Here is a 25,716-nt window from a genome sequence, read left to right on the forward strand (position 1 = left end):
TATCCCCCGACCCTAGACCGTTGTCAGGGTGGCGGATGCGATCCGCTTCGTCCAGCGCAATTTGCCGATTGCGCGAAGGAAGAGTTGGTTTAGTTTGAGGGGGGTAGCGACCCATGCTGCCGGGGGAATGACAGTGAGCGGGGGTACATCGCAGCAGGTGGCAACCGCTACCGACCGTTTCGCTGCGGCCCATGCGGCGCTCAAAGCCGATTCGACGATTCAGTTCACGCTGCTCCCCGCGCCGCCGCCGCCCGCGCCGCCCTTGTGGCTGATTCAGTTTGGCAAATGGCTGCAGCAGGTGCTTGCCCCGATTGGACGTTTTTTCGCGTGGCTGGACGGGCTCTTTCCCAACTGGCCTTATGCCAAGATCTTCTTATGGGCGGTGTTGGCAGTGGCCGTCGCGGCGGTGTTGTGGGCGGCCTATCAGCGCATCCGCTACGGCGAATGGCGCTTGCCGCGCTTTCGCCGCGCCCGTCCGTCGGCGATCATGCCCGAAGGTGAAGCCGGGTGGGAGCCGGAGGCGGCACCGGTGCGTGAATGGCTGCGCGAGGCCGATGCGCTGGCGGCGGCGGGGCGCTATGCCGAGGCGGTGCACCATTTGCTGTTCCGCTCGATCGACGACATCGCCCGGCGTCGCCCGCAATTGGTGCGCCCGGCGCTGACCAGTCGCGAACTCAGCGCGTCCGACGCGATTCCGCCATCGGCGCGCGGCCTGTTTGCGGGGATTGCGCGCCTGGTCGAGCGCAGCCTGTTCGGGGGACGCCCTGTTGCCGCCGATGACTGGCAGAGCGCGCGCGCGGCTTATGCCGATTTCGCGTTGCCCCGGACGTGGCGCGGATGAGCGACATCGCGATCGGCACTGCAGGGGCGACCTCGGGCGGGTTCTCCGTGCGCACGGTTGGCATCGTCGTGGCGGCGGGGATCGCCTTGTTCCTTGGGATGCTGGTGCTCGGGGCCTATGCGCCCGATCTGCGCTCGGGCCGCAATGGCGGGGCGCACGCGCTGTCGAATGCAGCCACGGGGTTTAGCGGGATCGTGCAGCTGGCGCAGGCGACCGGGCGTGGTGCGCAGATCGTGCGCGACGTGCGCGCGCTCGATACCGAGGATCTGGTGGTGCTGACGCCCGAGACCGGGCGAACCGACATGAGCAAGGTGATCGAACAGCGCGCGCTCAAGCCGACGCTGGTGATCCTGCCCAAATGGCGCACCGTCGCCGATACCGAGCATTCGGGGTGGGTGCGCTATCGCGGGCTGCAGCCGACGTTCGAGCCCGAGGGTGTGCTCGCCCCCAAGAATGACCTGAAGATTGCGCGGCATCCGAGCGGTGGGCGGCCGTTGGTTGGGCTGTCCTGGATGCCCGCCGACGTGCACTTTGCCGCGCCACGCCCGTTACAAACGATGGCGGGGGCCGATCTCAAGCCGTTGATTACCGACGATCAGGGCGGGATCGTGCTCGGCCAGATTGGCGAGCATCCGTTCTATGTGCTGGCCGACCCCGATTTGCTGTCGAACATTGCGATGCGGGACCCGAAACAGGCGCGGTCGGCGTTGGCGTTGCTCGATTTTCTCAATGCGACGGGCGCAAAATCGGTGCTGTTCGACGTGACGCTGAACGGCTTTGGCCGGTCGCGGACGCCGCTCAAGCTGGCGTTCGAGCCGCCCTTCCTTGCGATGACGTTGGCGGTCGCGGCGGCGGTGCTGCTCGCCGGCATCCAGGCGACCGCGCGGTTCGGCGCGCCACGGCGGCGCGAGCGCGCGATTGCGTTCGGCAAGACCGCGCTGATCGACAATGCCGCCGCTTTGGTCCGCAAGGCGCGGCGGCAAGGTGCGTTGGGCGCGCGCTATGTCGATCTGGTGCGCGAGCGCGCGGTGGGTGTGTTCGGGGTGCCCGCGCGGCTGCGCGATGGCGCGCTCGATGCGCATCTCGATGGCCTTACCGATCGCGCGCGTTTTTCGGATCTGGCCGAGCAGGCGCGTGCCGCGCGCGACCCGCGCGATATGCTTCAGGCGGCGCAGGCGCTGCATCGATGGTTATGGGAGAAGACACGGTGACGGGTGCAATCACGACAGTCGAGGACGTCGCGGCGCTGGCCCAGGCCATTCGCGGCGAGATCGGCAAGGCGGTGGTCGGGCAGGAACAGACCGTCGAGGTCCTGCTGGTCGGGCTGTTTGCGGGCGGGCATGTCCTGCTCGAAGGACCGCCGGGCACCGCCAAGACGCTACTCGCGCGCAGTTTTGCGCGCGTCATCGGGCTCGATTTCGGGCGCATCCAGTTCACGCCCGATCTGATGCCGGGCGACATTATCGGTGCCAATCTGTTCAACTTCCAGACCAGCACCTTCACGCTGACGCGCGGGCCGATCTTCACCGATCTGCTGCTGGCCGATGAAATCAACCGCACCCCGCCCAAGACGCAAGCGGCGTTGCTGGAGGCAATGCAGGAGCGCACGGTGACGATCGACGGCGAGAGCCTGTCGCTTGGCGAACGCTTCATGGTGGTGGCGACCCAGAACCCGATCGAACAGCAGGGCGTCTATCCACTGCCGGAGGCGCAGCTCGACCGCTTCCTGTTCAAGCAGATCGTCGATTATCCGAGTGCCGCCGAGGAGCGCCGCATCATCGCCACGCATGGCGCGCACGGCCATGCGATGGAGCCTGCCGAATGGGGCGTTGCGGCCGTCGCCAATGCCGCCGCCATTGCCGATGCGATCGCGGTAGTCGGGCAGGTGCGGCTGGTCGACGAGGTGATCGATTATATCGCCGCGCTGATCCGCGGCACGCGCGGTGTCGCCGATCTGCAAAGCGGCGCGAGCCCGCGTGCGGGCGCGATGCTGGCGGGCGCGGCGCGCGCCCGCGCGGCGATCGACGGGCGTGATTTCGTCATCCCCGACGACGTGAAGGCGCTGGCCCCGGCGCTGCTGCGCCACCGCCTGATCCTGTCGCCCGCCGCCGAGATTGACGGGCGCGCGATCGAAGATGTCGTCGCCAGCATCATCGAAACAATCGAAGCGCCACGGTGATCTACCCGACGCGCACGGCGGTGCTGGCGGCGGCGGCGGGGGCGCCGGTCGCCTTGCTGCTGGCGGTGGCGATGCCCGGGCGCTGGTTCGTCGGGCTCGCCTGGCCGATCGCCATATTGGTGATGACCGCCGTCGATGCGCTGGCCGGGCGGCGCGCGGGCACCGCCAAGATCAGCGTGCCGCCAAGCGCCTCGGTCGGCGCGACCGTGGAGGCGGTGGTCAGCGTCGCTCTCGACGGGGCGCGCGTGCCCGCCAGCGCCGAAGTCGCGCTTGCGCCAGGGCCGCTGGTGACGCTTGAAAATGACGGGCGGATGTGGATCGCGCTTCGGGACGGTCGCGGCGCGGCGGTCCTGCCGCTGGCAACGGTGCGGCGCGGGACGGCGCGGTTCGAGCAGTTGTGGTTGCGCTGGCGCGGGCCGCTCGGGCTGGCGTGGCAGCAGCGGGTGATTGCGACGGCCACTAGCCTGCCGATCCTGCCCGACATCCGCCCGCTGCATGATCGCGGCGCGCAGATTTTCCAGCGGCACGCGCTGCAGGGCCTGATCGCCCAGGTCGAGCGCGGCGACGGGGCCGATTTCGAGGCGCTGGTCGAGTTTCGCGCCGGCATGGACCGCCGCGCGATCGACTGGAAGCAGTCGGCGCGCCAGACCAAGCTCCACGCCAAGGAATTTCGTACCGAGCGCAACAACCAGATCGTGTTCGCGGTCGATGCCGGGCGGCAAATGTGCGAGCCGGTCGCCGGACTGCCGCGCATCGATCGTGCGGTCTCGGCGATGTTGCTGACCGCGTGGGTTGCGCTGAAGCTGGGCGACCGCGTCGCGCTGCACGCCTTCGATTCGCGGCCCCGCATCGCCAGCGGGGTGGTGTCGGGGATGCCCGCCTTTGCCAATTTGCAACGGCTGGCGGCGGCGATCGAGTATAGCGGCGAGGAAACCAATTACACCTTCGCGCTGACCACGCTCGCGGCACGGCTGACGCGGCGTTCGATGATCGTGCTGTTCACCGAATTCACCGATCTGACCTCTGCCGATTTCATGGTGCGCGCGGCGGCGCGGATCGTCGGCACGCATCTGCTGCTGGTCGTGGTGCTGCGCGACGAGGAGCTGGAGCGCATCGCCGATGCGGCTCCGGTCACTGCCGACGATGTGACGCGCGCGGTGACGGCGGCGGCGCTGTTGCGCGACCGCAAGCTGGTGCTCACCCGCTTGCAGCATCTGGGGGTGCATGTGATCGAGGCCGAGCATGATCGCGTCGGCGAGCGGCTCGTCGCGGGTTATGTCGATTTGAAGCGGAGGAACCTGTTGTGACGGACATCGCCCCCGCCGCTGTTTCTGCGTTCGCGCCGCCGCAACCGGTGCTGGTCAATGCCAGCCGCTTCCGCGCCGCCCATGCGGCCGATTGGGAACGGCTGGAGTCTCTCATCTCGCGGATCGAGCGTCGCTCGGTGCGCGCGCTTCAGGATGAGGATTTGCTCGCGCTGCCCTTGCTGTATCGCTCGGCGCTGTCGTCGTTGGCGGTGGCGCGCGAAACTTCGCTCGACCGCGCGCTGATCGTCTATCTCGAACAGCTCTGCACCCGTGCGTATTTCCAGCTTTACGGCGTGCCGAGTTCGGCGCTGAGCCAGTTGGCGCGCTTCTTCCGCAATGCCTGGCCCGCCGCGATCCGTTCGATCTGGCGCGAGACTTTGGTCGCCTTTCTGCTGACGGTGGCGGCGGCAGTGGTCGGCTATGTGCTGGTGCGCGGCGATCCGAGCTGGTTCTTCGGCATCGTCGGCGATGGCATGGCGCAGGGGCGCGATCCATCGGCCTCGGTCGAAAGCCTGCGCCAGACTTTGTACAATACTAAGGATCAGGATGCGCTGGCGACCTTTGCCGCCTTCCTGTTCACCCACAATGCGCAGATTGCGATTTTCGCTTTTGCGCTGGGCTTTGCCTTTGGCGTGCCGACGGTGTTGCTGATCGTCTATAACGGCCTGACTTTGGGTGCGTTTCTCGCGGTGTTCGCGCCCAAGGGGCTGGGCTTCGGCTTCATTGGCTGGATCATGATCCACGGCACCACCGAAATGTTCGCGATCATCCTGTCGGGGGCGGCGGGGTTCCGCATCGGCACCGCGATCGCCTTTCCCGGACGCCAGGCGCGGATGGATGCGGCGGTGGCGGCGGGCAAAAGCGGGGCGACGGTGATGGCGGGCACGGTGGTGATGCTGGCGGTGGCCGGGGTGCTGGAAGGGATCGGGCGGCAGACGGTTACCGCCGATCTGTCGCGCTATGCGATCGGGCTGGCGATGCTGGCTGGCTGGCTACTGTATTTCTATCTGCCGAGGGGTCGCCATGGCGTTGTTCAGGCGTAACCGGACGCGCCGCCCGAAGGGCCCGCAATCGCTGCGGCGCAGCTTCGTCACGCCCGAAGGCGTCGATCTGCAAATCGAGCTGGGCGGGGCGGGAGTCCGCGCCGCCGCCTTCATGGTCGACGCGGTGGCGATGTTGATTCTGCTCGTCTTGGCGACGATCGCCATCGTCTTGCTGTTCGTGGCGAGCAAGCAAAGCGCCCTGGCGATCCTGTGGTTGCTGGGCTTCTTCGTGTTGCGCAATGGCTGGTTCGCGCTGTTTGAGATGGGCGGGCGCGGGGCGACGCCAGGCAAGCGCTTGATGGGCCTGCGCGTCGTCGCGCGCGATGGCGCGCGGCTGACCGGGGGGGCGGTGATCGCGCGCAACGCAATGCGCGAGATCGAAGTGTTCCTGCCGCTCAGTTTCCTGATGTCGCAAGCGGTGCAGGGGTTGGCGGACAGTTTCGCGACGATCTTTGCGCTGGGGTGGAGCGGCATTTTCCTGTTCTTCCCGCTGTTCAACCGCGACCGGCTGCGGATCGGCGACCTCCTCGCCGGGACATGGGTGGTGCGCACCGTGCGCGGCGAGCTTGGCGCGGATCTGGTCGTCGCGAGCGAACGTGCGCGGCGCGTGTTTCCCGAAGCCGCGCTCGATCTGTACGGCGTCTACGAGTTGCAGACGCTGGAGGAGGTCCTGCGCAGCGGGCGCGAGGATGCCATCGCCACCGTCGCCGCCACGATCCGGCGCAAGGCGGGGCTACCGGACGATCATGACGATCGCGGCTTTCTCGACGATTATTATGCTGCCTTGTGCGGTCGACTTGAACGCGGACTGCTGGTCGGGCGGCGGCGTGCGGATAAATTCGCCTGAGCCGCAGCGATACCGCCCGATTTTCACGCGATTCGGACAGCTTTGCGGCAAGGCGCGCGCACCTTAGTGTTCGGAGGAATGCGCGTGCCCTCGCTGTCTTGGTCCACCACGCCGCATTGGCGCAATTACCACCACACGCAGGATCGGCTGCAGGTCGAAACTGCGGCGTTGATTCCGGGACCTGGACCGAGCGAGGCCATCCCGGCGCTGCGCAAGACCGCCGAATTGTTGGGCGCGGTGCTGGGGCATGCGGCGCAAAAGCGTGCACCGGTCAATGTGCTCGGTTCGGCCTGGTCGTTCAGCGACATTACCAAGGGGCCGGGCGGGCTGGCACAGACGACGCTGGCGCAACATATCTGGCGTGTCGATCCTGCGGATCTCGGTGCGGCGGCGGTGCACCGCGACCGCATGGTGCTGGCGCATGCGGGGACGACGATCCATGATCTGAATGCCTTTCTGGAACCCTCGCTCTCGTTGGCCACGTCGGGCGCGCATGACGGGCAGACGGTGGGGGGGATGCTGGGCACGGGCGTGCACGGTTCGGCGCTCAGCTATGGCGGTTTCCAAAATCACATTCGCGGGGTGCATATCGTAACGGGCCCAGGCGAATCGTGGTGGATCGAGCGCGGTCCGGTGCCCTGGCTCGCGGCGGCAACGGCGCGGACGCTGGCCAATCATGTTGTGCTGGAGGCTGACCTGTTCGAGGCGACGCTGGTCCATCTCGGTGGGCTCGGCGTCGTCAATGCCGTGCTGCTGGAGGCAGTGCCGGGCTTCGTCGTCGATCTGGTACGGGTAAAGCACCCGCTGACAGCCGCAGCGATCGCGCAATTGCAGGCGGGCGATTATGCGGGCTTCGCGCGCGAGGTGTGGCCGCCAAGCCGGGAAACGCCTTATTATATCGAGGTCATTCTCGATCCCTTTCACCCCTATGCCGGCTATCGGGGTGACGCCCACGATGCACTGGTGACGCTGTTCTACAAGCGCGAACCGAATCGCGTGGTCGCCCGGCTGGCGGCGCTGCCCGATGTTCCGCACGAACCGACCCATGAACCGCTCAACCTGCTCGGCCGGGCGCTCGCGGCGCAGCCCGAACAGGATTTGCTGCTGCCCTTGCCGCAGGCGGTGGCGTGGCTGGTCGCACAGGAGTTCAAGCCCGAGCCGGCACCGGGCGTGGCCCCCCGCCAATTGACCTGGGGCGGGGCCAATGGCCCGCATGTCCGCCAGAAAATCCTCGGATGGGAAATCGAACTGTACAATGCCGCTTATGCGATCGAGCGAGCACATTTAAGCACGACGCTGAAAACCATGCTGGATGCGTTCCATACCCATGGCGGCGGGCACCAGGTGTTCACGCTGCGCTTCGTCACCAAGGCTGCCGGGCTGATGGCCTTTACCCGTTTCGACGACACGGTGGTGATCAACATGGATGGGCTTCGCACCCTTAACAGCGCCGATGCCGCGCGGTGCGTGGCGCTGGCGCTGGAGCGCGAGGGCATCCCCTTCAGCCAGCATTGGGGCAAGCAGGGTGTCATCACCAGCACCCGGGTGATGCGCGACTTCGGGATGCCGAGCGACCCCCGCTCGCGCGCCGGGCGTTGGCGGGCGGCGCGTTATCGGCTGCTCTCGCCCGAGATGCGGGGCGTTGTGTGCAGCGATGCCTTGTCGGCCTGGGGCCTGGCATAGCGATCCAGCGCGGTGTCGAGCACCGCACGCATCCGCGGATCGCGAATGATCGCATCGATGCTGCGCGTGCCGCCCAGCGCACGCAGGCGGATGGCGTAGGGAGCCGCCTCCTGCTCCTCGCCGTTGAGGGTAAACGCCACAACCAGCGCGGCAAGGGTGACCGGGGCGTGCGGGAGATATTGCACAGCCTCGCGCAAGGCGGTCCGTGCGCGCGCGACTTCGCCACAGGCGAGCAGGCCGAGTCCTATTCCGGTCAACGCTTGCGGCCGCACTGCCGAACGCGGGTTCATCCGCAGCGCCTGCTCGAAGCGCGTGATCGCCCGCGCCGGCTTGGCACGCGCAATGTCGACCCACCCGCCCCAGAACAGGCTGGCCCCCGATGCCGGGTGAATCTCGAGCGCCCGCTCGATCAATTGATCGGCGATGTCGATGTCTCCGCCAATGCCGACCAGCGTTCCCGCCGCATAGCCGAGCACGAACGGATCATCGTCGCCGTAGCGCAGGCAATGTTCATAGTGAGCGAGGGCCGCCGCCCGCGTCGCCGCAGGATCGTCCGCCCAGCCGAAGGCGAAGGTGATCGAATGGCAAAAGGCGGCAAGGGCGCTCGCCCAGGCATTGTTCGGCTCCAGCACCAGCACTTGCCCGGCCAGCGCGATCGCCTCCTCTATCGGGGCCCGTTCCCACTGACGGAACAGCGCATTGGCCCGCCAATAGAGATGATAGGCATCGGCGGTCGTTACCGGTTGTGCTGCGGCCCGCGTGCGCTCGGCGATCTCGACCGAGGAGTCGATTTGTTGCGCGACCGTCGCCGCGATCTCGGCCTGCACGTCGAACAGGGCGTGCAGCGCCGTATCGAAGTGCTGGGTCCAGATCTGTTCGCGCACCACACCATCGGTCAGGCGCACCTGAATGCGGATGGTCCCGCTTTCCCGCTGCACGCTGCCTTCGAGCAGATAGCGCACGCCCAGTTCGCGGCAAAGCGGGCCGTGATCCAGCGGGCGTTCCACGCGCGGGCCGGCCAGCACCACGAACAGCGTCGAGAACCGCGAAAGCGCATCCCCGATTTCGTCCGCAAAGGCGGTGGCAAGCGCGATATCGTCGGGGGCGCTGGACCGGGTGCTGAACCCGATCACCCCGACCGACGGCTTGCGGGACGAGGGAGCGAAACCGTTGGCCAGCCCGGACGTGGCGGGTGCTTGTGCGCTTTGCGCCGATACCGGCGTATCGGATAGCGCGACTCGCTCCCACGCTTGCACGTGCACATGTTCAATCAGCGTGCGGACATGCTGGCGCTGTTCGCGGAGCCAATCCTCGAATCCGTCCTCGCCAGGCAAATCGAGGCCTTCCAGCAATTCTCCGGGATCGGCGAGGGCGGGGGTACGCACATTGGTGACGTCGGTGTGGAGTTCGCGCACATCGACATCGATCCGGTCGAGGTCCAGCCGAACTTTTACGGAGTCCGCGGAGAGGAGCGGTGGCTCACCGGCTCCATTGATCGCCAGCCGCAAATTGGACAGTTCTCGGCGCAAGCTGGCGCGGGCTTGATCGGGATCGCGGCCGCCCCACAGTTGCGCTTGCAGCCAGGCGCGCGAGCGTTCGCCCGAGCGCGCCAGGGCAATCAGGGCGAGCAAGGCAATGCCCTTGCGGCTGGTGATCTGCAGGCGGGTGCCGTCAGGCGCGAACAGCCCAAACGCACCGAGCAACCGCAAGCGATGCGGTGTCCTGTTCTCCATGACCCTGTTCCCCGCGTCGCGCTTTCCGCCTCGCCCCCGCGACGGCTTTCACGTTTTTCGGACTCCAGTAAAACATCGTACGTAGGTCGCGTCTATCGGCAAGTGCGAAATGGGTCCGAAACGGTTTGGGGGCATGCCATGCTGAAGGTTCGCGCAATGCTCGTCGCGACGATCGCGCTGGCGCTTGGCGGCTGCGCCACGCGGGGCGCTCTCCATATCGATTGCCCGCAATTCACCAAATATATCATAAAGATGCCGCGTTCGCAGCTCGTCGAAGATATCCAGGCAGATGCCGGCGCGGGGGGCCTCCAGGTTCAAGCGCTGGCGGCCGACCCGCGCGCCCGCTTTTCGCTTGAGGCAAGCCTTGCCGCAGGCGCGCGCAACGCGATGCGGCCGAAAGCGCTGCGCGTGCCGGAGGCGGCGATCGCCGCGCCGCCGGGAGATGCCGTGCTGCTGCTGTCGGGCGGCGGGCAATGGGGGGCGTTCGGCGTCGGCTTTCTAGACCGGTTGCGCAGCGCCCATCCCGATCAGTTTCCCCGCGCCCGCACTATTACCGGGGTCAGCACTGGCGGATTGCAGGCGCTGTTTCTTGCGGTCGGCACCGATCAGGCGTTTGCCGCGCTGCGCCAGGCCTATGCGCCGGGCAGCGAGAGCGATATCGTCAATCGCAACCCGCAATGGCAGGCGGTGATTACGGGGTCGATCGCGGGGCTTGCTCCCCTGAAACGCAAGGTGCTCGCCGCTTTGTGTGTCGATGGCGACCCGGCAAAGGGCTGCCCGATGATCGATGCGCTGGCCTCCGATGCCAGCGCCGATGCCTTTATCGGCTTCGTCGATGCCGAAAACGGCGATTTCTATTATGCGCCGATCAAGATGATGGCGCGCACCTTGCCCAAGGCCGAAGCGCAGCAGTGCATCGCCGGGGCGGCGATTGCCTCGGCGGCGATGCCGGTGTTTTTTCAGCAGGTGAAGGTGGGCGACCGCGTTTATTATGATGGCGGCGTGCGGCAATCGGTGTTCGAAACGATGGTAGCGGCGCAGGCCTATGCCGAGGGCCGCGCGGCGGCGTTGATGGCGCAGTCGCAGGGCATGGCAACCCCGCCGGCCCCGCCGATGCTGTACGTCGTGCGCAATGGGCCGACGGTGCTGACCGACGACGCATCGCCGCAAAAAGGGGCGGATGCGCTGACCACTGCGCTTCGCGCCGAGGCGATCGTGGTCAACCAATTGGAAGTGCAGTCGATTGCCGATTTGCGGCTGGCGGATCCGACCGGGTCGATCGGCTTGGTGACGGCCGACGGTTTCGATCGGCCGCCGGGGTCGTGCGTCAAGCAACCCAAGGACGCGATGTTCTCACCCAGCTTCATGGCGTGCCTGACTCGGTTCGGCGCGGCACGTGCCGATCGGTCCCCGCCATGGCGGGTTTTGACCCGGATTGGACCCGGCGTGGAGCCGACTGCCGTGCGCCTCAGCCCCTTGCCCGACCGCTGACGCATTGTGTTACAATTTCTCAATCTCGAAATTGACGCCAATTTGCAACGAAACTGTCACGACTGATCCATAGCCCAATCCCACCGGGACGGACACCGAGTTGGGGAAAACAAAATCATGTCGATTCGCACCGAGGCGCGTTCGCGTCTGTTCGGCGTAAGCGCCTTTGCGCTGGTCGCCTCGTTCTGCGCCACCGCCGCTACGGCCGAAACCGCGCCTGCCGCCGCGACCGAGCAGAAGACCGAACCTGCCGCCAAGACCGACATCGCCGAGGGCTCCGACATCGTCGTCACCGCGACCAAAGCCAACGAACTCGCGCCGGTTACGGCGTCGCTGAAGACGACGCAGCCGCAAGCGATCGTGTCGCGCTCGTTCATCGAGGATTCGCTGCCGGCGACGGTTGATTTCAACCAGATCGCGTTGATCACGCCGAGCGTGTCCAACTATGGCGGCAATAACGGTATCGGCCTGTCCGAATCGAAGGCGCAGATTCGCGGCTTCCAGGATGGCGAATATAACATCACGTATGACGGCGTGCCGTTCGGCGACACCAACGACCCGACGCACCATTCGACCACCTTCTTCCCGTCGAACACGATCGAGACGCTCATCGTCGATCGCGGCCCGGGCAACGCCAGCAACCTCGGCCAGGCGACCTTTGGCGGTACCTTCAACCTGTTCAGCCGCGCCACGCGCGACGACTTTGGCGGCCAGATCGTCGGCAGCTATGGCAGCTTCAATACCTATCTTGCGCGGGGCCTGTTGCAGACCGGCACCTTCGCCAATGGCGCGCAGGCGGTGTTCAGCGGTCAGTACGTCCATAGTGACGGCCGCACGAGCTATTCCAAGTACCAGAATTACAATCTATTCGGCAAAGTCGTCGTCCCAGTTGGCCCGGACGTGAAGCTGACCTTCATCGCAACCTATAACAAGAATCGCTTCAACCAGGCCGACAGCGACGGTTCGACACTGTATCAGCAATCTCTGTACGGAAAATATTTCGGGCTGAACAACGACCCGAAGACGTCGCAATATTATGGGTACAATCATACCGACAAGACGACGGATTTCGAAATCATCAAGCTGGAAGCGAACCTTGCGCCGGGCGCGGTGTTCGAGAACCGTGCGTATACCTATTATTATGATAACGAGACGCTCTCGGCGAACGATGTGACCACGCTGCCAGGCGCAGCGTACACGACGACGGGTGCCGATGGTAAAGCGATTGCGGGCGACATTCCGGGCTATACCAAGACCAACAAATACCGCGTGTTCGGGGACATCGCCAAGGTGCGGATTGACCTTGCGTCGTTCGCGACGATCACGGCAGGCGCTTGGCTCGAATTCAGCCATACCTATCGTCAGCAGACCGATGTCGATCTGACGACGGGCGGCTTCAACTATGTCGAGAAAGTCGTAAAAGCCCCGGCGACTGGGCTAAATCCCGGGGCGTTGACCCCGCAATATATCAAGTTCGACCAGAAGTCGCGCGGCAACCATACCGAGGAATTCGTCGAGCTCGAGTTGCGCCCAATCGAAGGGCTGAAAATCACACCCGGCTTCAAGCACGTTGATTTCGGTCGCAAGATCGATGCGCTGTACAATCAGACGACGCGCTATGCGCAGCGTAATGCCAATAATTACAGCGCTGATCTTCCGTTCGTGACGATCAATTATCAGCCGACCAGCAATTTTTCGATCTACGGCCAATATGCCAAGGGCTTCCTCGCCCCGCCGCTGAGCCAGCTGTACGTCGCCAACACGACCTTCTCAAACGCGGTGCCGCAGAAATCGACCAACTATCAGGCGGGCGCGGTGTATCACGGCAGCCATCTGTCGCTGGACGCGGATGTCTATGTCATCAACTTCACCAACAAATTCTACAGCTACACCGATACGTCCGGTCAAGGGCTCGGCACGATCTTCACCAACATCGGCGGTGCGCTGTACAAGGGTGTCGAGGGGCAGGTGACCTATGCCTTTGGCAATGGTCTGGCCGTGTTCGCGAACGCGTCGCGCAACTATGCCAAGACCACTGTCTATACCGACCCGGTGACGGGCAAGGTCGTCCCGCGCACGATCATCGGCAAGGCCCCGATGTCGACGGCGGCTGGCGGTATCCTCTACAAGAACGGGCCGATCAAATTCTCGCTAACCGACAAATGGACCGGGCCGCAATATGCGGACTTGGCCAATGCCTATCGCATTTCGCCCTACAACACGGTCAATCTGGCGACGAGCTATGATTTCGGGCGCATCCGGGTCGGAATTGACGTCACCGACCTGCTCAATTCGCAAAAGGTGACGCAGATCGGGACGGGCAAGAACACCGCTGGCATCGGTGTCGTCAGCCCGCTCAACTTCGACCAATATTATTACCAGCCAGGCCGCGCGATCACCGGCCAGATCACCTACACCTTCTGATGAAGCGGGCCCTTCTCGCCGCAATTGCGCTCTGCGTCGCTGCGGCACCCGCGCCCAAAGTGGTGCCCTTGCTCGAGGCGCGGGATCTCGACCCCGCGCTCGTCCTCCCGCCGCCGCCAGCGGCCAACAGCCTGCAGGCACTGGCCGAACTCGCCGAATTGCGCGCGGCGGGCGCGGCGCGCACGGCTGTCGATGAAGCCGATGCCCGACTCGACGGCGATACCAAGAACGCGACGATCTTCGCGGGCGTGCTTGGCCCCAAATTCGATCTCGACCGGCTGCCCGCGACTGCCGCGCTGCTGGCGCAGGTACGCGCGAGCGAGAAGGCGGCGGTCGATCGCGGAAAGGATCATTTCAAGCGCCCGCGCCCCTATATCGTCGATCCCGCGCTGAAGAGTTGCAAGCGCAATGACGATCCGCTGTCGAGCTATCCGAGCGGGCATACCTCGATGGCGTTTTCGATGGGTGAAACGCTGGCGCGACTGGTGCCCGAAAAGGCCGACGCGCTGCTGGCGCGTGCCGCACGCTATGGCCAGAGCCGGATCGTGTGCGAACAGCATTTCCGCAGCGATGTGAGCGCGGGGCAAATGCTGGGCGTGCTCATCGCCGAACGCTTGCTGGCGAAGCCGGAATTCCGCGCGGCGTTTGATGCTGCACGCCAGGAACTGGTGACCGCCGGCGTCGCCAAAGGCTAAGCCGCGCTCACGCGTGGCAATCGTAGGGTTACGCGCAAGCCCGGTGCATTGTCGGTGACCGCGACGGTGCCGCCATGCGCGGCCGTCACCGCCGCGACCAGGCTGAGCCCGAGCCCGTTGCCGGGCGTAGTGCGGCTGGCCTCCCCACGCGCGAAACGGTTGAGGATACGGGCATGGTCGCCGGGCGGCACTCCCGGCCCGGTATCGGCGACCGATACCGTCGCGGCGTGCGCGTCGCCGCCGAGCGAGACGGTCACCTGCGTGCGGGCCGGTGTGTGCAACAACGCGTTGTCGAGCAGGTTGATCAGGGCTTGCGCTATCAATTCGCGGTCGCCCAACACTTTGATGCCGGGTGCGATTGACCAGCAGAGGGTGCGCCCGCCATCGGCAAAGGCCGGCGCATAACTTTCGGCGATTTCGGTCACCAGCAGCGTCAGGTCGGTCACGACGAAGCCGCGCGCCAGCGCACCGCCCTCGACCTCGGCTATGCGCAGCAGGGCGGCGAACAGCGCCAGCACGGCATCGCCCTGTTCGATCGCGCGTTCCGCCGCCCCCTCAACCCGGCCGACCTGTTCGAGCTGGTTGCGCAGGCGCAGCAATGGCGTGCGCAGGTCATGTGCCACGTCGCTGGATACCTGGCGCAGATTGTCCATCAACTGCCCGATCCGGTCGAGCATGGTGTTGAGCGCTGATCCAACGGCATCGAATTCGTCGCGACGCTGGGAGATCGGCACGCGCTGTGCCATGTCCCCCGCCATGATGGCGCGCGCGACGCCGCTAATGCCATCGAGCCGCCGCTGGAGATAGCCGCCGAGCAACAAGGCGCCGATGACGCTAAGGCCGATGACCAGAACGAACGCACCGCCGAAGATCAGCACGATAGTGCGATCGATTCCGTCCATGCTCTCGCTGTCGCGCGCCACGACCAGGCGGAAGCCGCCGGTCAGATCGGTAGCATAGGCACGCGCGCGATCGGCCCCCTCGACCGGATCGACAAACACGATGTCCTGCAGTCCGGCTGGCGGCTTTCGGGCGTTCAAGCCGCCACCGACGCGGTGGCCGTTCCGATCGAACATCGCATAGCCATAAACGTTGATGGTGTTGCCGCCTTCGCGTCTGGCGATGGCGCGACGGATTTCGGGTAAGTCGCCTTCATTGAATTCATGCGCGAGAGCGGTCGCTTCGTCGACCAACGCGGCGTCCTGCTGGCGGCGAAATTGCGCGTCTGCGGCAATGTAAATCGCGATGCCGAGCAGCAGGATGGCAAGGGTGAACGCCGTCGAATAGGTAAAGGCAATACGATACGCCGCGCTTGCCTTGGCTCTACGCATCGGCGCGCATCCGATAGCCGGAGCCGCGGATCGTCTCGATCGGATCGTCACCGCCGAAGCCCTCGCGCAGTTTCGTGCGCAGGCGGCTGAGGTGGCTTTCGACGATGTTGGTTTGCGGGTCGAAATGAAAACCCCACACGCTCTCAAGAAACATAGTGCGCGTCACCACGCGCCCGGCTTGGCGCATCAACTGCTCGAGCAAGGCAAATTCGCGCGGTTGCAAATGGACTGGCTTGCCGCACCGCGTCACCTCGCGCCGCAGCAGATCGAGCGCGATCTCGCCAATCTCGATCCGGGTGGTTTGCTCGGGGCCGGGCACGCGCCGTGCGAGTGCGTTCAGCCGCGCGGCGAGTTCGACAAAGGCGAAGGGCTTGACCAGATAATCGTCGGCCCCGGCATCGAGCCCGTCGACGCGGTCGGCAATGCCGCCCAGCGCGGTCAGCACCAAGACCGGGACCCGGTTGGGGACCGCGCGCAGGCGGCGCAGTACTTCCAGGCCGTCCAGGCCCGGTAACATCCGGTCCAGGATCACGGCATCGAAGGTGGCATCGCTCGCCGCCTGTAGCGCCAGGGGACCGGTTGCGACCTGCGTCACTTTGTGACCGAGCGCAGTCAGTCCCTCGGCGATAAAGCGCGCGGTCTCGGTGTCGTCTTCGGCGAGCAAAATGTGCATGCGGGCTCTTTAATACGAAGCCTCCGACAAAGCGCTTGTGAAATGCCAATGTGCGTTACCGCATATGCGCTTTGCGAGGGGGTCGCGATTCTTCAATATTTTAATAATTACGTGTCGTCGCAATGAATGTAAACAATAATAAAGAATGATAAACATTATGTAATAAATTGTGACTTTGACGTAACCGAGGAGACATTGATTGTCCGATGCGGCCATTTCTTGTTGATGTGACAATGAGATTCAGATGACGTTCGTGAAATCCGAATTTGTCATTCGGAGTTCAACCCGATTTGTCTGGATTTGCCCATGCGCATCACCCTCATTGCAAAACTTCTTTCTACCACCTTGGCGGTGGTCACGCCCGCGTTCGCCCAAGCTCAAAGCACAAGTTCCGAGACGGCGGCGAATACGGATCAGGCGATCGCTGCCGACGCCCCGGTCGATATTGTCGTCACCGGGTCGCGCATTGCTCGCCCGGAACTCCAGCAGGCATCGCCCATCTCGGTCATTTCCAGCCAGGAGATCGCGCTGAGCGGCCAGATCAACGTTGAGAACATCTTGAAGGATCTGCCGCAGTTTGTTCCGAGCACCACGGCTGCCTCGAACAATCCCGGTGGCGGCGTGACCACGGCCGACCTGCGTGGACTGGGCGCGACGCGCACCTTGGTGCTCGTCAATGGGCGACGCTATATTTCCTACGACGCCAGCCAGATCGTCGATCTAAACACCATCCCGACCGGGCTGATCGAGCGGGTCGATCTTGTTACCGGGGGACGTTCAGCGGTCTATGGGTCGGACGCGGTCTCGGGTGTGGTTAATTTCCTCCTCAAGCAAAATTTCTCGGGCGTCCAGGCCAACGCCAATTATCGGATTACCGGCCAGGGCGATGGTGGGACGGCCGACGTCAATCTGCTGCTCGGACACAATTTCGATGGCGGTCGCGGCAACGTGACGCTGTACGTCGATTACACAAAGCGTAACCCGATTTTGCAGAGCGATCGCGGCTATTCGAATCAGGCCATGGTCGATGATGGGGCGGGCGGCCTTTCCGCAGGGGGGTCGGGTTCGATTCCCGGCACACGCTTTGCCATTGGCGGCGTCAGCCGCAAGTTCAATACCGACGGCAGCTATTCGACCTATAGCTCCAAGACCGACGCGTACAATTATGCGCCGTACAACTATCTGCAGGTGCCGCAGGAGCGTTTTCTCACCAGCGGCCAGGCGCATTATGACGTGAGCGACCACCTGACGCTCTATGCCGAGGGTCAGTACATCCACAACAAGGTGAAGAACCAGCTCGCACCGACGCCGTTCACCGGATCGGTACAGATCGACAATGATTCGTCGTTCCTCTCATCCTCTTCGCAAGCGTTGCTGAAGGCGGCGGACACCGATGGCGATGGTTATACGACGGCGACGATCTATCGCCGCATGACCGAGGTGGGCGATCGCATTTCGAGCGACGACAACACCGCCTATCGCGGCGTGTTCGGTGCCAAAGGCGAGATTACCGGCAACTGGAAATATGACGCCTATTTTAGCTATTCGCACACCCGTCAGGTCGAAACGCAGACCGGCAACGTATCGCGCAAGCGTGTGTTGCAGGCGCTGAAGACCACCTATGATTCGTCGGGCAATTTGGTCTGTTCGGATACCAGCAACGGCTGTGTCCCGCTCAACATTTATGGCGCGGGCAATATCAGCAGCGCGGCCGCAGCCTTCATTTCGATCGACACGCGCAACGTCAGCGAAATCACCGAGAAGGTGGCGAGCGCGGCGATTACCAACGACAATCTGTTCGACCTTGGCGCAGGCCCGGCAGGGATTGCGATCGGTACCGAATATCGCGACGAATATGGCAGCTACAATCCCGATGCAGCGCTGTCGTCGGGGGACGTGGTCGGGTTTAACGGCAGCCAGGGCTTGTCGGGCGGATACAACGTCAAAGAGCTATACGGTGAAATCGAAGTGCCGCTGCTGGCGGACAAGCCGTTCATCCACAGCCTGGTTGCCAATGGCGCGTATCGCTATTCCTATTATTCCACCGCAGCCAAATCGGTGAGCACCTTCTCGGGCGGGCTCGTCTGGTCGCCGATCCGCGACATCAGCCTGCGCGGGCAGTTTTCGCGCGCGGTGCGGGCACCGACCGTGGCCAATCTGTATAGCGGCACCTCCCAGGATTTCCCGACCGCAACCGACCCGTGCACGCTAAAGGCCGCGATCGAGAACGCCAACCTCAAGGCGAGCTGCCTGGCGACGGGCGTTGGGGCCAGCGCGCTCGGAACGGATTTCAACAACGGATCGCAGATCGACTCGGTCACCGGCGGCAACAGCAATCTGCGCGAGGAAACGGCCAATACTTATACGGTCGGCGCGGTGCTGCAGCCGCGCTTCCTGAAGCGCTTCTCGCTGACCGTCGATTATTATCGCATCAACATCGCGAACTATATCTCCACCCCGGGCACGGCGAACATCATCACGGCGTGTTACGGCAATGCCGGGAACGGCTATGTCGCGTATAACAGCTCTTATTGTTCGCTGCTGCCGCGTGATGCCAACAGCTATGCGATCACGGGCGCGGTCAACCTGCTGGCCAATACCGGCGGGGCGAAGACGCGCGGGATCGATTTTGAGGCGCGCTATTCGGTGCCGCTCAAGATCGGCGCGGAGAATAGCAGCCTGTCGTTCCGCTTGAGCGGCACGCGTCTGCTGGCGTTCGACATCAATCCGGTGGCGTCGCTGCCCGATCTCAACGTCAGCTGCGCGGGCAAGTTCGGCGTCAATTGCGGCGACCCTTACGCAAAATGGCGTCTATCGGCGCGCACGACGCTCACCTCGGGGCCGGTGACGTTCTCGCTGCTCTATCGCTATCTGTCGCCAGTGGATGATGACTCGGGAAGCTATTCGGTCGATCACATCAAGGCCTATCATTATGTCGATACGACGCTGTCGTTCGACGTGATGAAGAAGTTCACCTGGACGCTGGGCGTTAACAACCTGTTCGATCGCCAGCCGCCGATCCTGGGCAGCAATCAGCAGCAGGCGAACACCTATCCGTCGACCTATGACCCGTATGGCCGGGCGTTCTTCACCGGCGTGTCGCTGAAGTTCTGAGGCAACGGACCGGAGCGTCTGTGACGGGCGCTCCGGTTTGGTATTGCGGCTTCAGAATTGGCCGCCGACGTTGAAGGTGAGCAGCTTGGTATCGTCGCCGCTTTGCTTGAGGAGCGCCTTGGCGAGGTCGATGCGGAGCGGGCCGAACGGGGAATTCCAGTTGACGCCAATGCCGATCGAGACGCGCGGCTTGGGGCTGTTGCCGGCATAGCTCTCGCGATAGGCGCTCAACGCATAGGTATAAGGCGTACCGGTATTGGTGGTGGTCGTGTTGCCGCTCGAATCGAGGTACAGCAACGCGCCGCTGCTATTGGTATATTGCCGGGTCGAGGTGGTGCAGGCGACACCGGCGATGATCGCGGCGGCGCAACTGTCGGCCAGCGTCGGGGTCTTTACGCCACCGAACACCGCGCCGATATCGGCATAGATGGACGGACGCAGGCCCATTTCGCGCATCCCAGCGCCAAGCGGCAGTTCAAGCTCCAGACGACCGCGATAATAGGTGTCGCCGCCAAGCGCTTCGGAGGTGTTGTTGCTGGCTGCGGTCAGCGTCGCGGGGACGGTCGACGTGTCATAATATTGGCGGATGACACGCGGCCCGACCCCGCGAATGTCGAAGCCGCGCAGTTGCGGGTCGCCCAGGAAGAAGCGGTCGGTCAGCCGCACATCCTGCCCGATGCCTATGATATGGCCGCCTTCGGCCTGCGCGTTGAGCACGAAGCCCGAGCCCAGCCCCCAATATTTCGCCGCGACGATGGTCGACCGCAGATAGCGCGTGTCGCCGCCCACCCCGGCAAAGTCCTGGCTGATCGACAGGCGCGAGCCCTTGGTCGGTTGGAGGCGGTTGTTGAGGCTGTCGAAAATGAACGAATAGCCGATCGAGGATGTCCAGCGATTGCCGATCGCGTCGCAAAGATAGGAACCCGCCAGCGCGACGTCGCAGACGCCGTTGGTGTAATAGGTCGCCTGGTCGAGCGACACTTGCTCGTAGCTAAGGCCATAGCGGGCCGACGCGGTCCAATATTCGTTGAGCGGGAGCCCTGCGCGGATCTGAAACCCGGTCGATACCTGCTTGTACGTGGTCGTCGTGCTGTCGCCGATCGTGTTGTACGACCGATAGTCGCGCCGGAAGATGTCGCCGCCGAGCGCGATGTTGGTGTTGAACAGATACGGTTCGGTAAAGCCCAGTTCGACCGATTTGGAATAGGTCGAGTAACTCACGCTCGCGCGCAACTCCTGGCCCTTGCCGCGAAAATTGCGTTGCGTGATCGACGCCTGGATGATGAACTTCTCAAGGCTCGAATAGCCCGCCGACAGCGACAGCTCGCCGGTCGATTTTTCCTGCAGGTCGGCGGTCAGCACGACCCGATCAGGCGCGGAGCCCTCGGTCTGCTTGATCTCGAACTTGTCCTGGAAATAGCCGAGCGAATTGATGCGATCCTGCGAACGCTTGACCTGGAAATTGCTGAAGGCGTCGCCTTCGGCCAGCCGGATCTCGCGTCGGATGATCTTGTCCTGCGTCTGGGTGTTGCCGTTGATATCGACGCGTTCGACGAAGGTGCGCTTGGCCTCGGCGATGTGGAAATTGATCCCCATCGTCAGCGTGTCCTTGTCGCGCTGGAAATCGGGATTGACGTCGGCAAATGCGTAGCCGAGCGCACCGGCTGCGGCGCTAAGCGAGTCCACCGCGGTTTCGACGCGCTTTGCGTTATACCACTCGCCCTTGGTGATGCCGAGGTTGGCGGCGACCCGCTTATTGTCGAAGTCGCGAATGTCGCTGTCGACGGTCACATCCCCGAATTTGTAGCGTTTGCCCTCCTCGACGACATAGGTGATGATGAAGTCCTTCTTGTCCGGCGTCAGCTCGGCCACGGCGGAGATCACCTTGAAGTCGGCATAGCCCTCGGTCAGGTAAAACTGCCGAAGCTTCTGCTGGTCATAGGCAAGCCGGTCCTGATCGTAGCTGGTGTTGGAACTCAGCATGGTTTTGAGGCGGGCCGCCTTCGTGGCCATCTGTTCGCGCAGCTTGCTGTCGGGGAAGACGGTATTGCCGAGGATGTTGATCTGGCGGACCTGCGATTTTGGCCCCTCGCTGATTTCGAAGACGAGATCGACGCGGTTCTGGTCGAGCGACACCATCTTGGGTTCGATCACGGCGGCGAAGCGGCCCTGGCGGCGATAGAGCTCGACGATCCGCGCAACATCCTGGCGCACGGCGGTGCGGGTGAAAATCTGCCGTGGGGCGAGCTTCACCTCCTTGGCGATCTTGTCCTCCTTCAACCGTTTGTTGCCCTCGAACAGCACGCGGTTGATGATCGGGTTTTCGCGCACCCGCAGCACGATCGCGCCGGTCTCGGCACCGCTGATCGACACGTCGGCGAACAGGTCGCTGGCGTAGAGGTCCTTGATCGCCTGATCGAGCGTTTCGTTGCTGAAGGCCTGGCCGACCCGCAGCTTGGTGTAGGACAGCACGGTTTCCGCCTCGAACCGCTGTGCGCCCTCGACCTGAAGCGACGCGATCGTGCGCGCTATCGCAGCGGGGTGAGGCGGTGGCGGCGTCTGGAGGGGGGGAGGCGTAACAGCGACGCCAGCGGAAGCGATAACGATCGGGCCAACGCCCAACACAAACAACATCAGTGCATCTCCAACCAGCGGCGGGGCTAGGCAGGGGATGTGTCCGGTGGATGTTCGGATTTTGCCGACACGCGCGCCGATACGTCGGCCGCAAAACATATGGTCGCGCGGCGGCGATCGGCGCGCTTGGCGGGTCGCCGTATGTCAGGGCCGCCAAGTGCGGGACATTTGATGGACATTTGGGGAGCGCACCAGACCGTTGCGCGCTGTCCCCATCCGGCGCGCATGTAGTGAAAGGCTTGCCATGTTTGTTGCCATCAAGAGTCCGCTCGTTCCTCCGCCGCAGCTCCCCGAGCAGCCCCCCTATATCGACAACCCGTTTGCGCCCGAGATTTTCGCGACCGGCTATTCGGGGCTGGCCAACCTCAATGGCGTGATCGTGCTGACGCTGGAAAGCGCGCGTTGCGATCATAGTCGTCCGCAGCCCGCGCTGGAGCGGGTCGTCGTCGGGCGCGTCGCCTTGACCACGACGGCGGCGCTGGAACTCGTGACCGGGCTCAACCAGTTCCTGGAGCAGCAGGGGTTCAGCCCGTCCAAAGTGCTGGCTGACGGGGCGACGTTCCAATGATGCTGCGCGCAATGTTGTTCGTCGCGCAGCATTGGTGGCGTTTGCTGCGCTGAACCGGGGCCTCGCGCGGAGCGGTTGCTCAGACCGGCAGCGTCACCCGCGCGAGCAGCCCGCCGGTCGGTCGGTTCTCGACCTTGGCCTCGCCGCCATGCGCACGGGCCACCGCGCGCACGCTGGCGAGGCCAAGGCCGGTGCCGCCGGTGTCACGATTGCGCGATCGTTCCGCGCGGAAGAACGGTTCGAACGCGCGGACCAGGTCCGACGGCACCATGCCAGGCCCGTTGTCGCTGACTTCGACGATCGCGACATCGCGCTCGCGGCGCAGCGCGATCTGCGCGTTACCGCCATAGTGCACGGCATTGGTCACGAGATTGGTGAGCAGCGCCTTGAGCGACGGGGCGTCGCCCTCCATGCTGATCGCCGGCCCCGGCAGGAGCGTAACGTCGCCGCCCCGATCGGCCGCGTCGGTCGCGACACTTTCGGCCAGCGAGCGCAAGTCGAGCCGCTGGCGGCGGACGTGGCGGGTCATTTCGCGGACAAAGGCCATCGCCGCGCCGATCCGCTCGCTCATTTCGCGAATATCGTCTTCCCCGGCGAGGCGGATCGCGTCGGGGGCTTTTTCCAGACGTAGCGACAGCCGCATCAGCGGGGTGCGCAGATCGTGCGCCACCGCAGCGATCAACGTCGTGCGATCCTCGACATAGCGGTTGAGGCGTTCCTGCATCTGGTTGAAGCTCGCCGCCGCTTCGGCGATTTCGGATGGGCCCGACAAGGTGAGCGGTGCGGCGCGGGGATCGCGACCGAGCCGGTCGGCGGCCGCCGCGAACAGCGCGATCGGCTTGGCGATCCGGCGCGACATCGCCCATGCCAGCGGGGCAATGCCGACCGCCGCCAGCACAAACCACAGGACGAAGCGCATCCGCCACGGGCTCAGCATGTGGTCGATCGGCGTGATCACATGCCAACGGCCATCGGGCTGCTGAACATAAACCCTGAAATCGCCGAACAATGCGTCATCCATCGCGCGGTGGCGTCGACGCTCGTCTGCCATGCCCATCGGCGGGGGCGGGTGAAACGCACCGATGATGGTCGGCCCTTTGTGCTGATCGGATTGCACGACGACCGCCGTTTCGGGAAGGTGCAGATCGGTCGCGATCAGGTGGCCTAGCGCCAGATCGCGGGCGTCGTGGCTCGGTCCGGGTGGGGTGCCGGTCTCCTCGATCGCCAGGCGCTTGGTCGGATCGCGACCGGACTGCGCGACCATCGCGATGCGGCTCGTCGTGTAGATGACGGGGGCGGGCGGCGGCATCAGCAGGAAGGCACCGAAATTGAGCAACTGGACGAGGATCACCGTCCCCAGCATCAAGCTGAAGATGCGCAGGAACAGCGGCCAGGAGCGTCGCAGGTCGACGGTTCGGTCGGCGGTCACGTCCGGGTCACGCTGGGAACGAAATAATAGCCTTCGTTGCGGATGGTGCGGATGATCTCGTCGTCGCGCGCCCGCAATTTGCGGCGCAGGCGACTGACCTGCACGTCGATCGCACGATCATAGGCCTCGCTATCGGGGCCGCGCGCATCCTCCAGCAGCGCATCGCGCGTCAGCACCCGGCGCGGGCGACGGACGAAAGCGCGCAGCACCGAAAATTCGCCGTCGGTCAAATCGACCAGCATGCCGCTGCCGTCGATCAACTCGCGCGCCGCGAAATCGACCCGCCAATCGAGGAAGCGATAGTGGCGCGGTTCTTCGGCGGCACCGTCGCGGGCACGCAGCGCCGCGCGAACGGTCGCCAGCACTTCGCGCGCGCTGCACGGTTTGGTGAGGTAATGGCTGGCCCCGATTTCCAGGCCCAGGATTCGGTCCGGTTCATCGCCGAGCGCGCTGAGAAACACGATCGGCGGCCCACCGCGCAAGGCGATGCGGCGGCATGCGGAAATGCCGTCCTCCCCCGGCATCATGATATCGAGCAGGATGAGCGCAATCGGGTGGCGGGCAAGCGCCATGTCCATCTCCTGCGCGCTGGCTGCGGTTTCCACGCGATAGCCGTGCTGGCCGAGGCTTTCGGTCAGCAAGCAGCGAATGGCATGGTCGTCATCGACGATCAGCAGGGTGGGCGAGTCGGACGGGGGCGGGGTGGCCGGGGTCATCGCGCGGCGGTGCGACTGCGATGTGTCCGGGATATGTCCGTCAGGGCATGTCCGGGCCGCCGCGTGCGCAGCGGCGTCGCTTTGTAACATCGGAGACATGGCCGGAAACAGGGCGGAAAAAAACGCAGCCCATGCGCGGGGCGCAGTTCGTCGCCGCAGCGTGTTTCCTTTCGGAGTTTCTCGACCATGACAGTTAGCGCCAATACTGCAATCTCCAGCCCAAGCGGAGCCCGAATCGTCATCGTCGATGATGATCCCGGCGTGCGCGAGCTGCTCACCGAATTTCTCGTCGAAAACGGCTTCGGGGCCGAGGCCGTCGCCAATGGTGCTGCCCTGCGCGACCGGTTGGAGCGGCGCGAATGCGACCTGATCGTGCTCGACATCATGATGCCGGGCGAGGACGGGCTCTCGATCCTGCGCTCGCTGATGCACGATGCCGACGGGCCCGGCATCATCATGCTGTCCGCCATTTCGAGCGAGATCGACCGCATCGTCGCGCTGGAGATGGGGGCCGACGATTATGTCCTGAAACCCTCCAGCCCGCGCGAGATCATGGCGCGTATTCGCTCGGTCTTGCGTCGTCGCGCGGCGACGGCGGCGCGTGGCGGTACGATCAGCGTCGGTCATACGGCACCCGCGCCGACCGATTGTTTTGCGTTCGCCGGCTGGACCTTCGATTCACGCCGCCGCAAACTCACGGCACCGGGCGGAGCAATCGTGGCCGTGACCGAAACCGAATATCGCATGCTCGCCATCTTTCTGCGCGATCCGCAAGTCGTCCACTCGCGCGAAAATCTCGCGGATCTGACCGGACGGGATAATCCCCATTGCAACGACCGCACGATCGACGTCCATGTCAGCCGCTTGCGGCGCAAGCTGTCGGTCAATGGCGGCGACGAGATCATCCGTACGGTGCGCAACCGGGGGTATTTGTTTCTGCCGCGCGTGGAGGCGCGGGTGGCCTGAAGCCAGGCAGATGCGGGGCGGGCCGCACGGTGCGATCCGCCC

General features: G+C 64.4%; 19 protein-coding genes. 13 read left to right on the forward strand and 6 right to left on the reverse strand.

Features of this window, described 5'->3' with window-relative positions:
• The first annotated feature begins 127 nt into the window (after window positions 1-127).
• The 7 genes from ACP7BL_RS12585 (at window position 128) to ACP7BL_RS12615 (ending at window position 7,900) form a co-directional block, all read left to right on the forward strand.
• Window positions 128-841, forward strand: a complete 714-nt coding sequence (locus ACP7BL_RS12585) for a DUF4129 domain-containing protein (protein ID WP_171010497.1) — start codon at window positions 128-130, stop codon at window positions 839-841.
• Window positions 838-2,052: a hypothetical protein gene (locus ACP7BL_RS12590; RefSeq protein ID WP_426258481.1), complete on the forward strand. Its 1,215-nt coding sequence runs from the start codon at window positions 838-840 to the stop codon at window positions 2,050-2,052. The genes ACP7BL_RS12585 and ACP7BL_RS12590 overlap by 4 nt, the downstream gene beginning before the upstream one ends.
• Window positions 2,034-3,020 carry an AAA family ATPase gene (locus ACP7BL_RS12595; RefSeq protein ID WP_426258543.1) on the forward strand — a complete coding sequence of 329 codons (987 nt, stop codon included), beginning with the start codon at window positions 2,034-2,036 and terminating at the stop codon, window positions 3,018-3,020. The genes ACP7BL_RS12590 and ACP7BL_RS12595 overlap by 19 nt, the downstream gene beginning before the upstream one ends.
• On the forward strand, window positions 3,017-4,327 hold the full coding sequence (locus tag ACP7BL_RS12600; RefSeq protein ID WP_426258482.1) for a DUF58 domain-containing protein: 1,311 nt from the start codon (window positions 3,017-3,019) through the stop codon (window positions 4,325-4,327). The genes ACP7BL_RS12595 and ACP7BL_RS12600 overlap by 4 nt, the downstream gene beginning before the upstream one ends.
• Window positions 4,324-5,370 (forward strand): stage II sporulation protein M, encoded by a 1,047-nt coding sequence (locus tag ACP7BL_RS12605; RefSeq protein ID WP_137902647.1) that lies wholly within the window; start codon window positions 4,324-4,326, stop codon window positions 5,368-5,370. Before ACP7BL_RS12600 ends, ACP7BL_RS12605 begins: the two co-directional genes overlap by 4 nt.
• Window positions 5,351-6,217 (forward strand): RDD family protein, encoded by an 867-nt coding sequence (locus ACP7BL_RS12610; RefSeq protein WP_126848732.1) that lies wholly within the window; start codon window positions 5,351-5,353, stop codon window positions 6,215-6,217. The genes ACP7BL_RS12605 and ACP7BL_RS12610 overlap by 20 nt, the downstream gene beginning before the upstream one ends.
• Before the next feature lie 84 nt (window positions 6,218-6,301).
• Entirely contained in the window at window positions 6,302-7,900 is a 1,599-nt protein-coding gene (locus ACP7BL_RS12615) for an FAD-binding protein (protein ID WP_171010496.1), read from the forward strand.
• Here ACP7BL_RS12615 and ACP7BL_RS12620 read toward each other — a convergent pair.
• Window positions 7,828-9,633, reverse strand: a complete 1,806-nt coding sequence (locus tag ACP7BL_RS12620; protein ID WP_426258483.1) for a hypothetical protein — start codon at window positions 9,631-9,633, stop codon at window positions 7,828-7,830. The genes ACP7BL_RS12615 and ACP7BL_RS12620 overlap by 73 nt on opposite strands.
• Window positions 9,634-9,771: 138 nt before the next feature.
• Between ACP7BL_RS12620 and ACP7BL_RS12625 the strand changes: the two genes are divergently transcribed.
• The 3 genes from ACP7BL_RS12625 (at window position 9,772) to ACP7BL_RS12635 (ending at window position 14,243) form a co-directional block, all read left to right on the forward strand.
• A complete protein-coding gene (locus ACP7BL_RS12625; protein ID WP_426258484.1) occupies window positions 9,772-11,124 on the forward strand; it encodes a patatin-like phospholipase family protein in 1,353 nt (450 codons plus the stop codon).
• Window positions 11,125-11,241: 117 nt separating this feature from the next.
• Window positions 11,242-13,548: a TonB-dependent receptor gene (locus ACP7BL_RS12630; RefSeq protein WP_426258485.1), complete on the forward strand. Its 2,307-nt coding sequence runs from the start codon at window positions 11,242-11,244 to the stop codon at window positions 13,546-13,548.
• Complete coding sequence (locus ACP7BL_RS12635) at window positions 13,548-14,243, forward strand: phosphatase PAP2 family protein (protein ID WP_185867524.1); 696 nt, start codon at window positions 13,548-13,550, stop codon at window positions 14,241-14,243. The genes ACP7BL_RS12630 and ACP7BL_RS12635 overlap by 1 nt, the downstream gene beginning before the upstream one ends.
• On the opposite strand, the gene ACP7BL_RS12640 is transcribed toward ACP7BL_RS12635, so the two are convergent.
• Window positions 14,240-15,574: a sensor histidine kinase gene (locus ACP7BL_RS12640; protein WP_033966783.1), complete on the reverse strand. Its 1,335-nt coding sequence runs from the start codon at window positions 15,572-15,574 to the stop codon at window positions 14,240-14,242. The two genes, ACP7BL_RS12635 and ACP7BL_RS12640, sit on opposite strands and share 4 nt — an antisense overlap.
• Window positions 15,567-16,247 (reverse strand): response regulator transcription factor, encoded by a 681-nt coding sequence (locus ACP7BL_RS12645; RefSeq protein ID WP_426258486.1) that lies wholly within the window; start codon window positions 16,245-16,247, stop codon window positions 15,567-15,569. The genes ACP7BL_RS12640 and ACP7BL_RS12645 overlap by 8 nt, the downstream gene beginning before the upstream one ends.
• A gap of 306 nt (window positions 16,248-16,553) precedes the next feature.
• On the opposite strand from ACP7BL_RS12645, the gene ACP7BL_RS12650 reads away from it, so the two are divergent.
• Complete coding sequence (locus tag ACP7BL_RS12650) at window positions 16,554-19,361, forward strand: TonB-dependent receptor (RefSeq protein ID WP_426258487.1); 2,808 nt, start codon at window positions 16,554-16,556, stop codon at window positions 19,359-19,361.
• Between the two features lie 51 nt (window positions 19,362-19,412).
• Here the strand turns inward: ACP7BL_RS12650 and bamA are convergent, their stop codons facing one another.
• Complete coding sequence (bamA, locus tag ACP7BL_RS12655; protein WP_426258488.1) at window positions 19,413-21,995, reverse strand: outer membrane protein assembly factor BamA; 2,583 nt, start codon at window positions 21,993-21,995, stop codon at window positions 19,413-19,415.
• Between the two features lie 244 nt (window positions 21,996-22,239).
• Here bamA and ACP7BL_RS12660 point away from each other — a divergent pair, with 244 nt between their 5' ends.
• On the forward strand, window positions 22,240-22,563 hold the full coding sequence (locus ACP7BL_RS12660; RefSeq protein ID WP_010407883.1) for a hypothetical protein: 324 nt from the start codon (window positions 22,240-22,242) through the stop codon (window positions 22,561-22,563).
• Window positions 22,564-22,642: 79 nt separating this feature from the next.
• Here ACP7BL_RS12660 and ACP7BL_RS12665 read toward each other — a convergent pair whose 3' ends face one another.
• On the reverse strand, window positions 22,643-23,992 hold the full coding sequence (locus tag ACP7BL_RS12665) for an ATP-binding protein (RefSeq protein WP_426258489.1): 1,350 nt from the start codon (window positions 23,990-23,992) through the stop codon (window positions 22,643-22,645).
• Window positions 23,989-24,708 carry a response regulator gene (locus tag ACP7BL_RS12670; RefSeq protein WP_426258490.1) on the reverse strand — a complete coding sequence of 240 codons (720 nt, stop codon included), beginning with the start codon at window positions 24,706-24,708 and terminating at the stop codon, window positions 23,989-23,991. Before ACP7BL_RS12670 ends, ACP7BL_RS12665 begins: the two co-directional genes overlap by 4 nt.
• 186 nt (window positions 24,709-24,894) lie before the next feature.
• On the opposite strand from ACP7BL_RS12670, the gene ACP7BL_RS12675 reads away from it, so the two are divergent.
• Window positions 24,895-25,674 carry a response regulator gene (locus tag ACP7BL_RS12675; protein ID WP_126845239.1) on the forward strand — a complete coding sequence of 260 codons (780 nt, stop codon included), beginning with the start codon at window positions 24,895-24,897 and terminating at the stop codon, window positions 25,672-25,674.
• Window positions 25,675-25,716: the final 42 nt, after the last annotated feature.

It is taken from the genome of Sphingomonas sp. DC1600-2, from assembly GCF_049897605.1.
In the GTDB taxonomy this organism is placed as follows: Bacteria; Pseudomonadota; Alphaproteobacteria; order Sphingomonadales; family Sphingomonadaceae; genus Sphingomonas.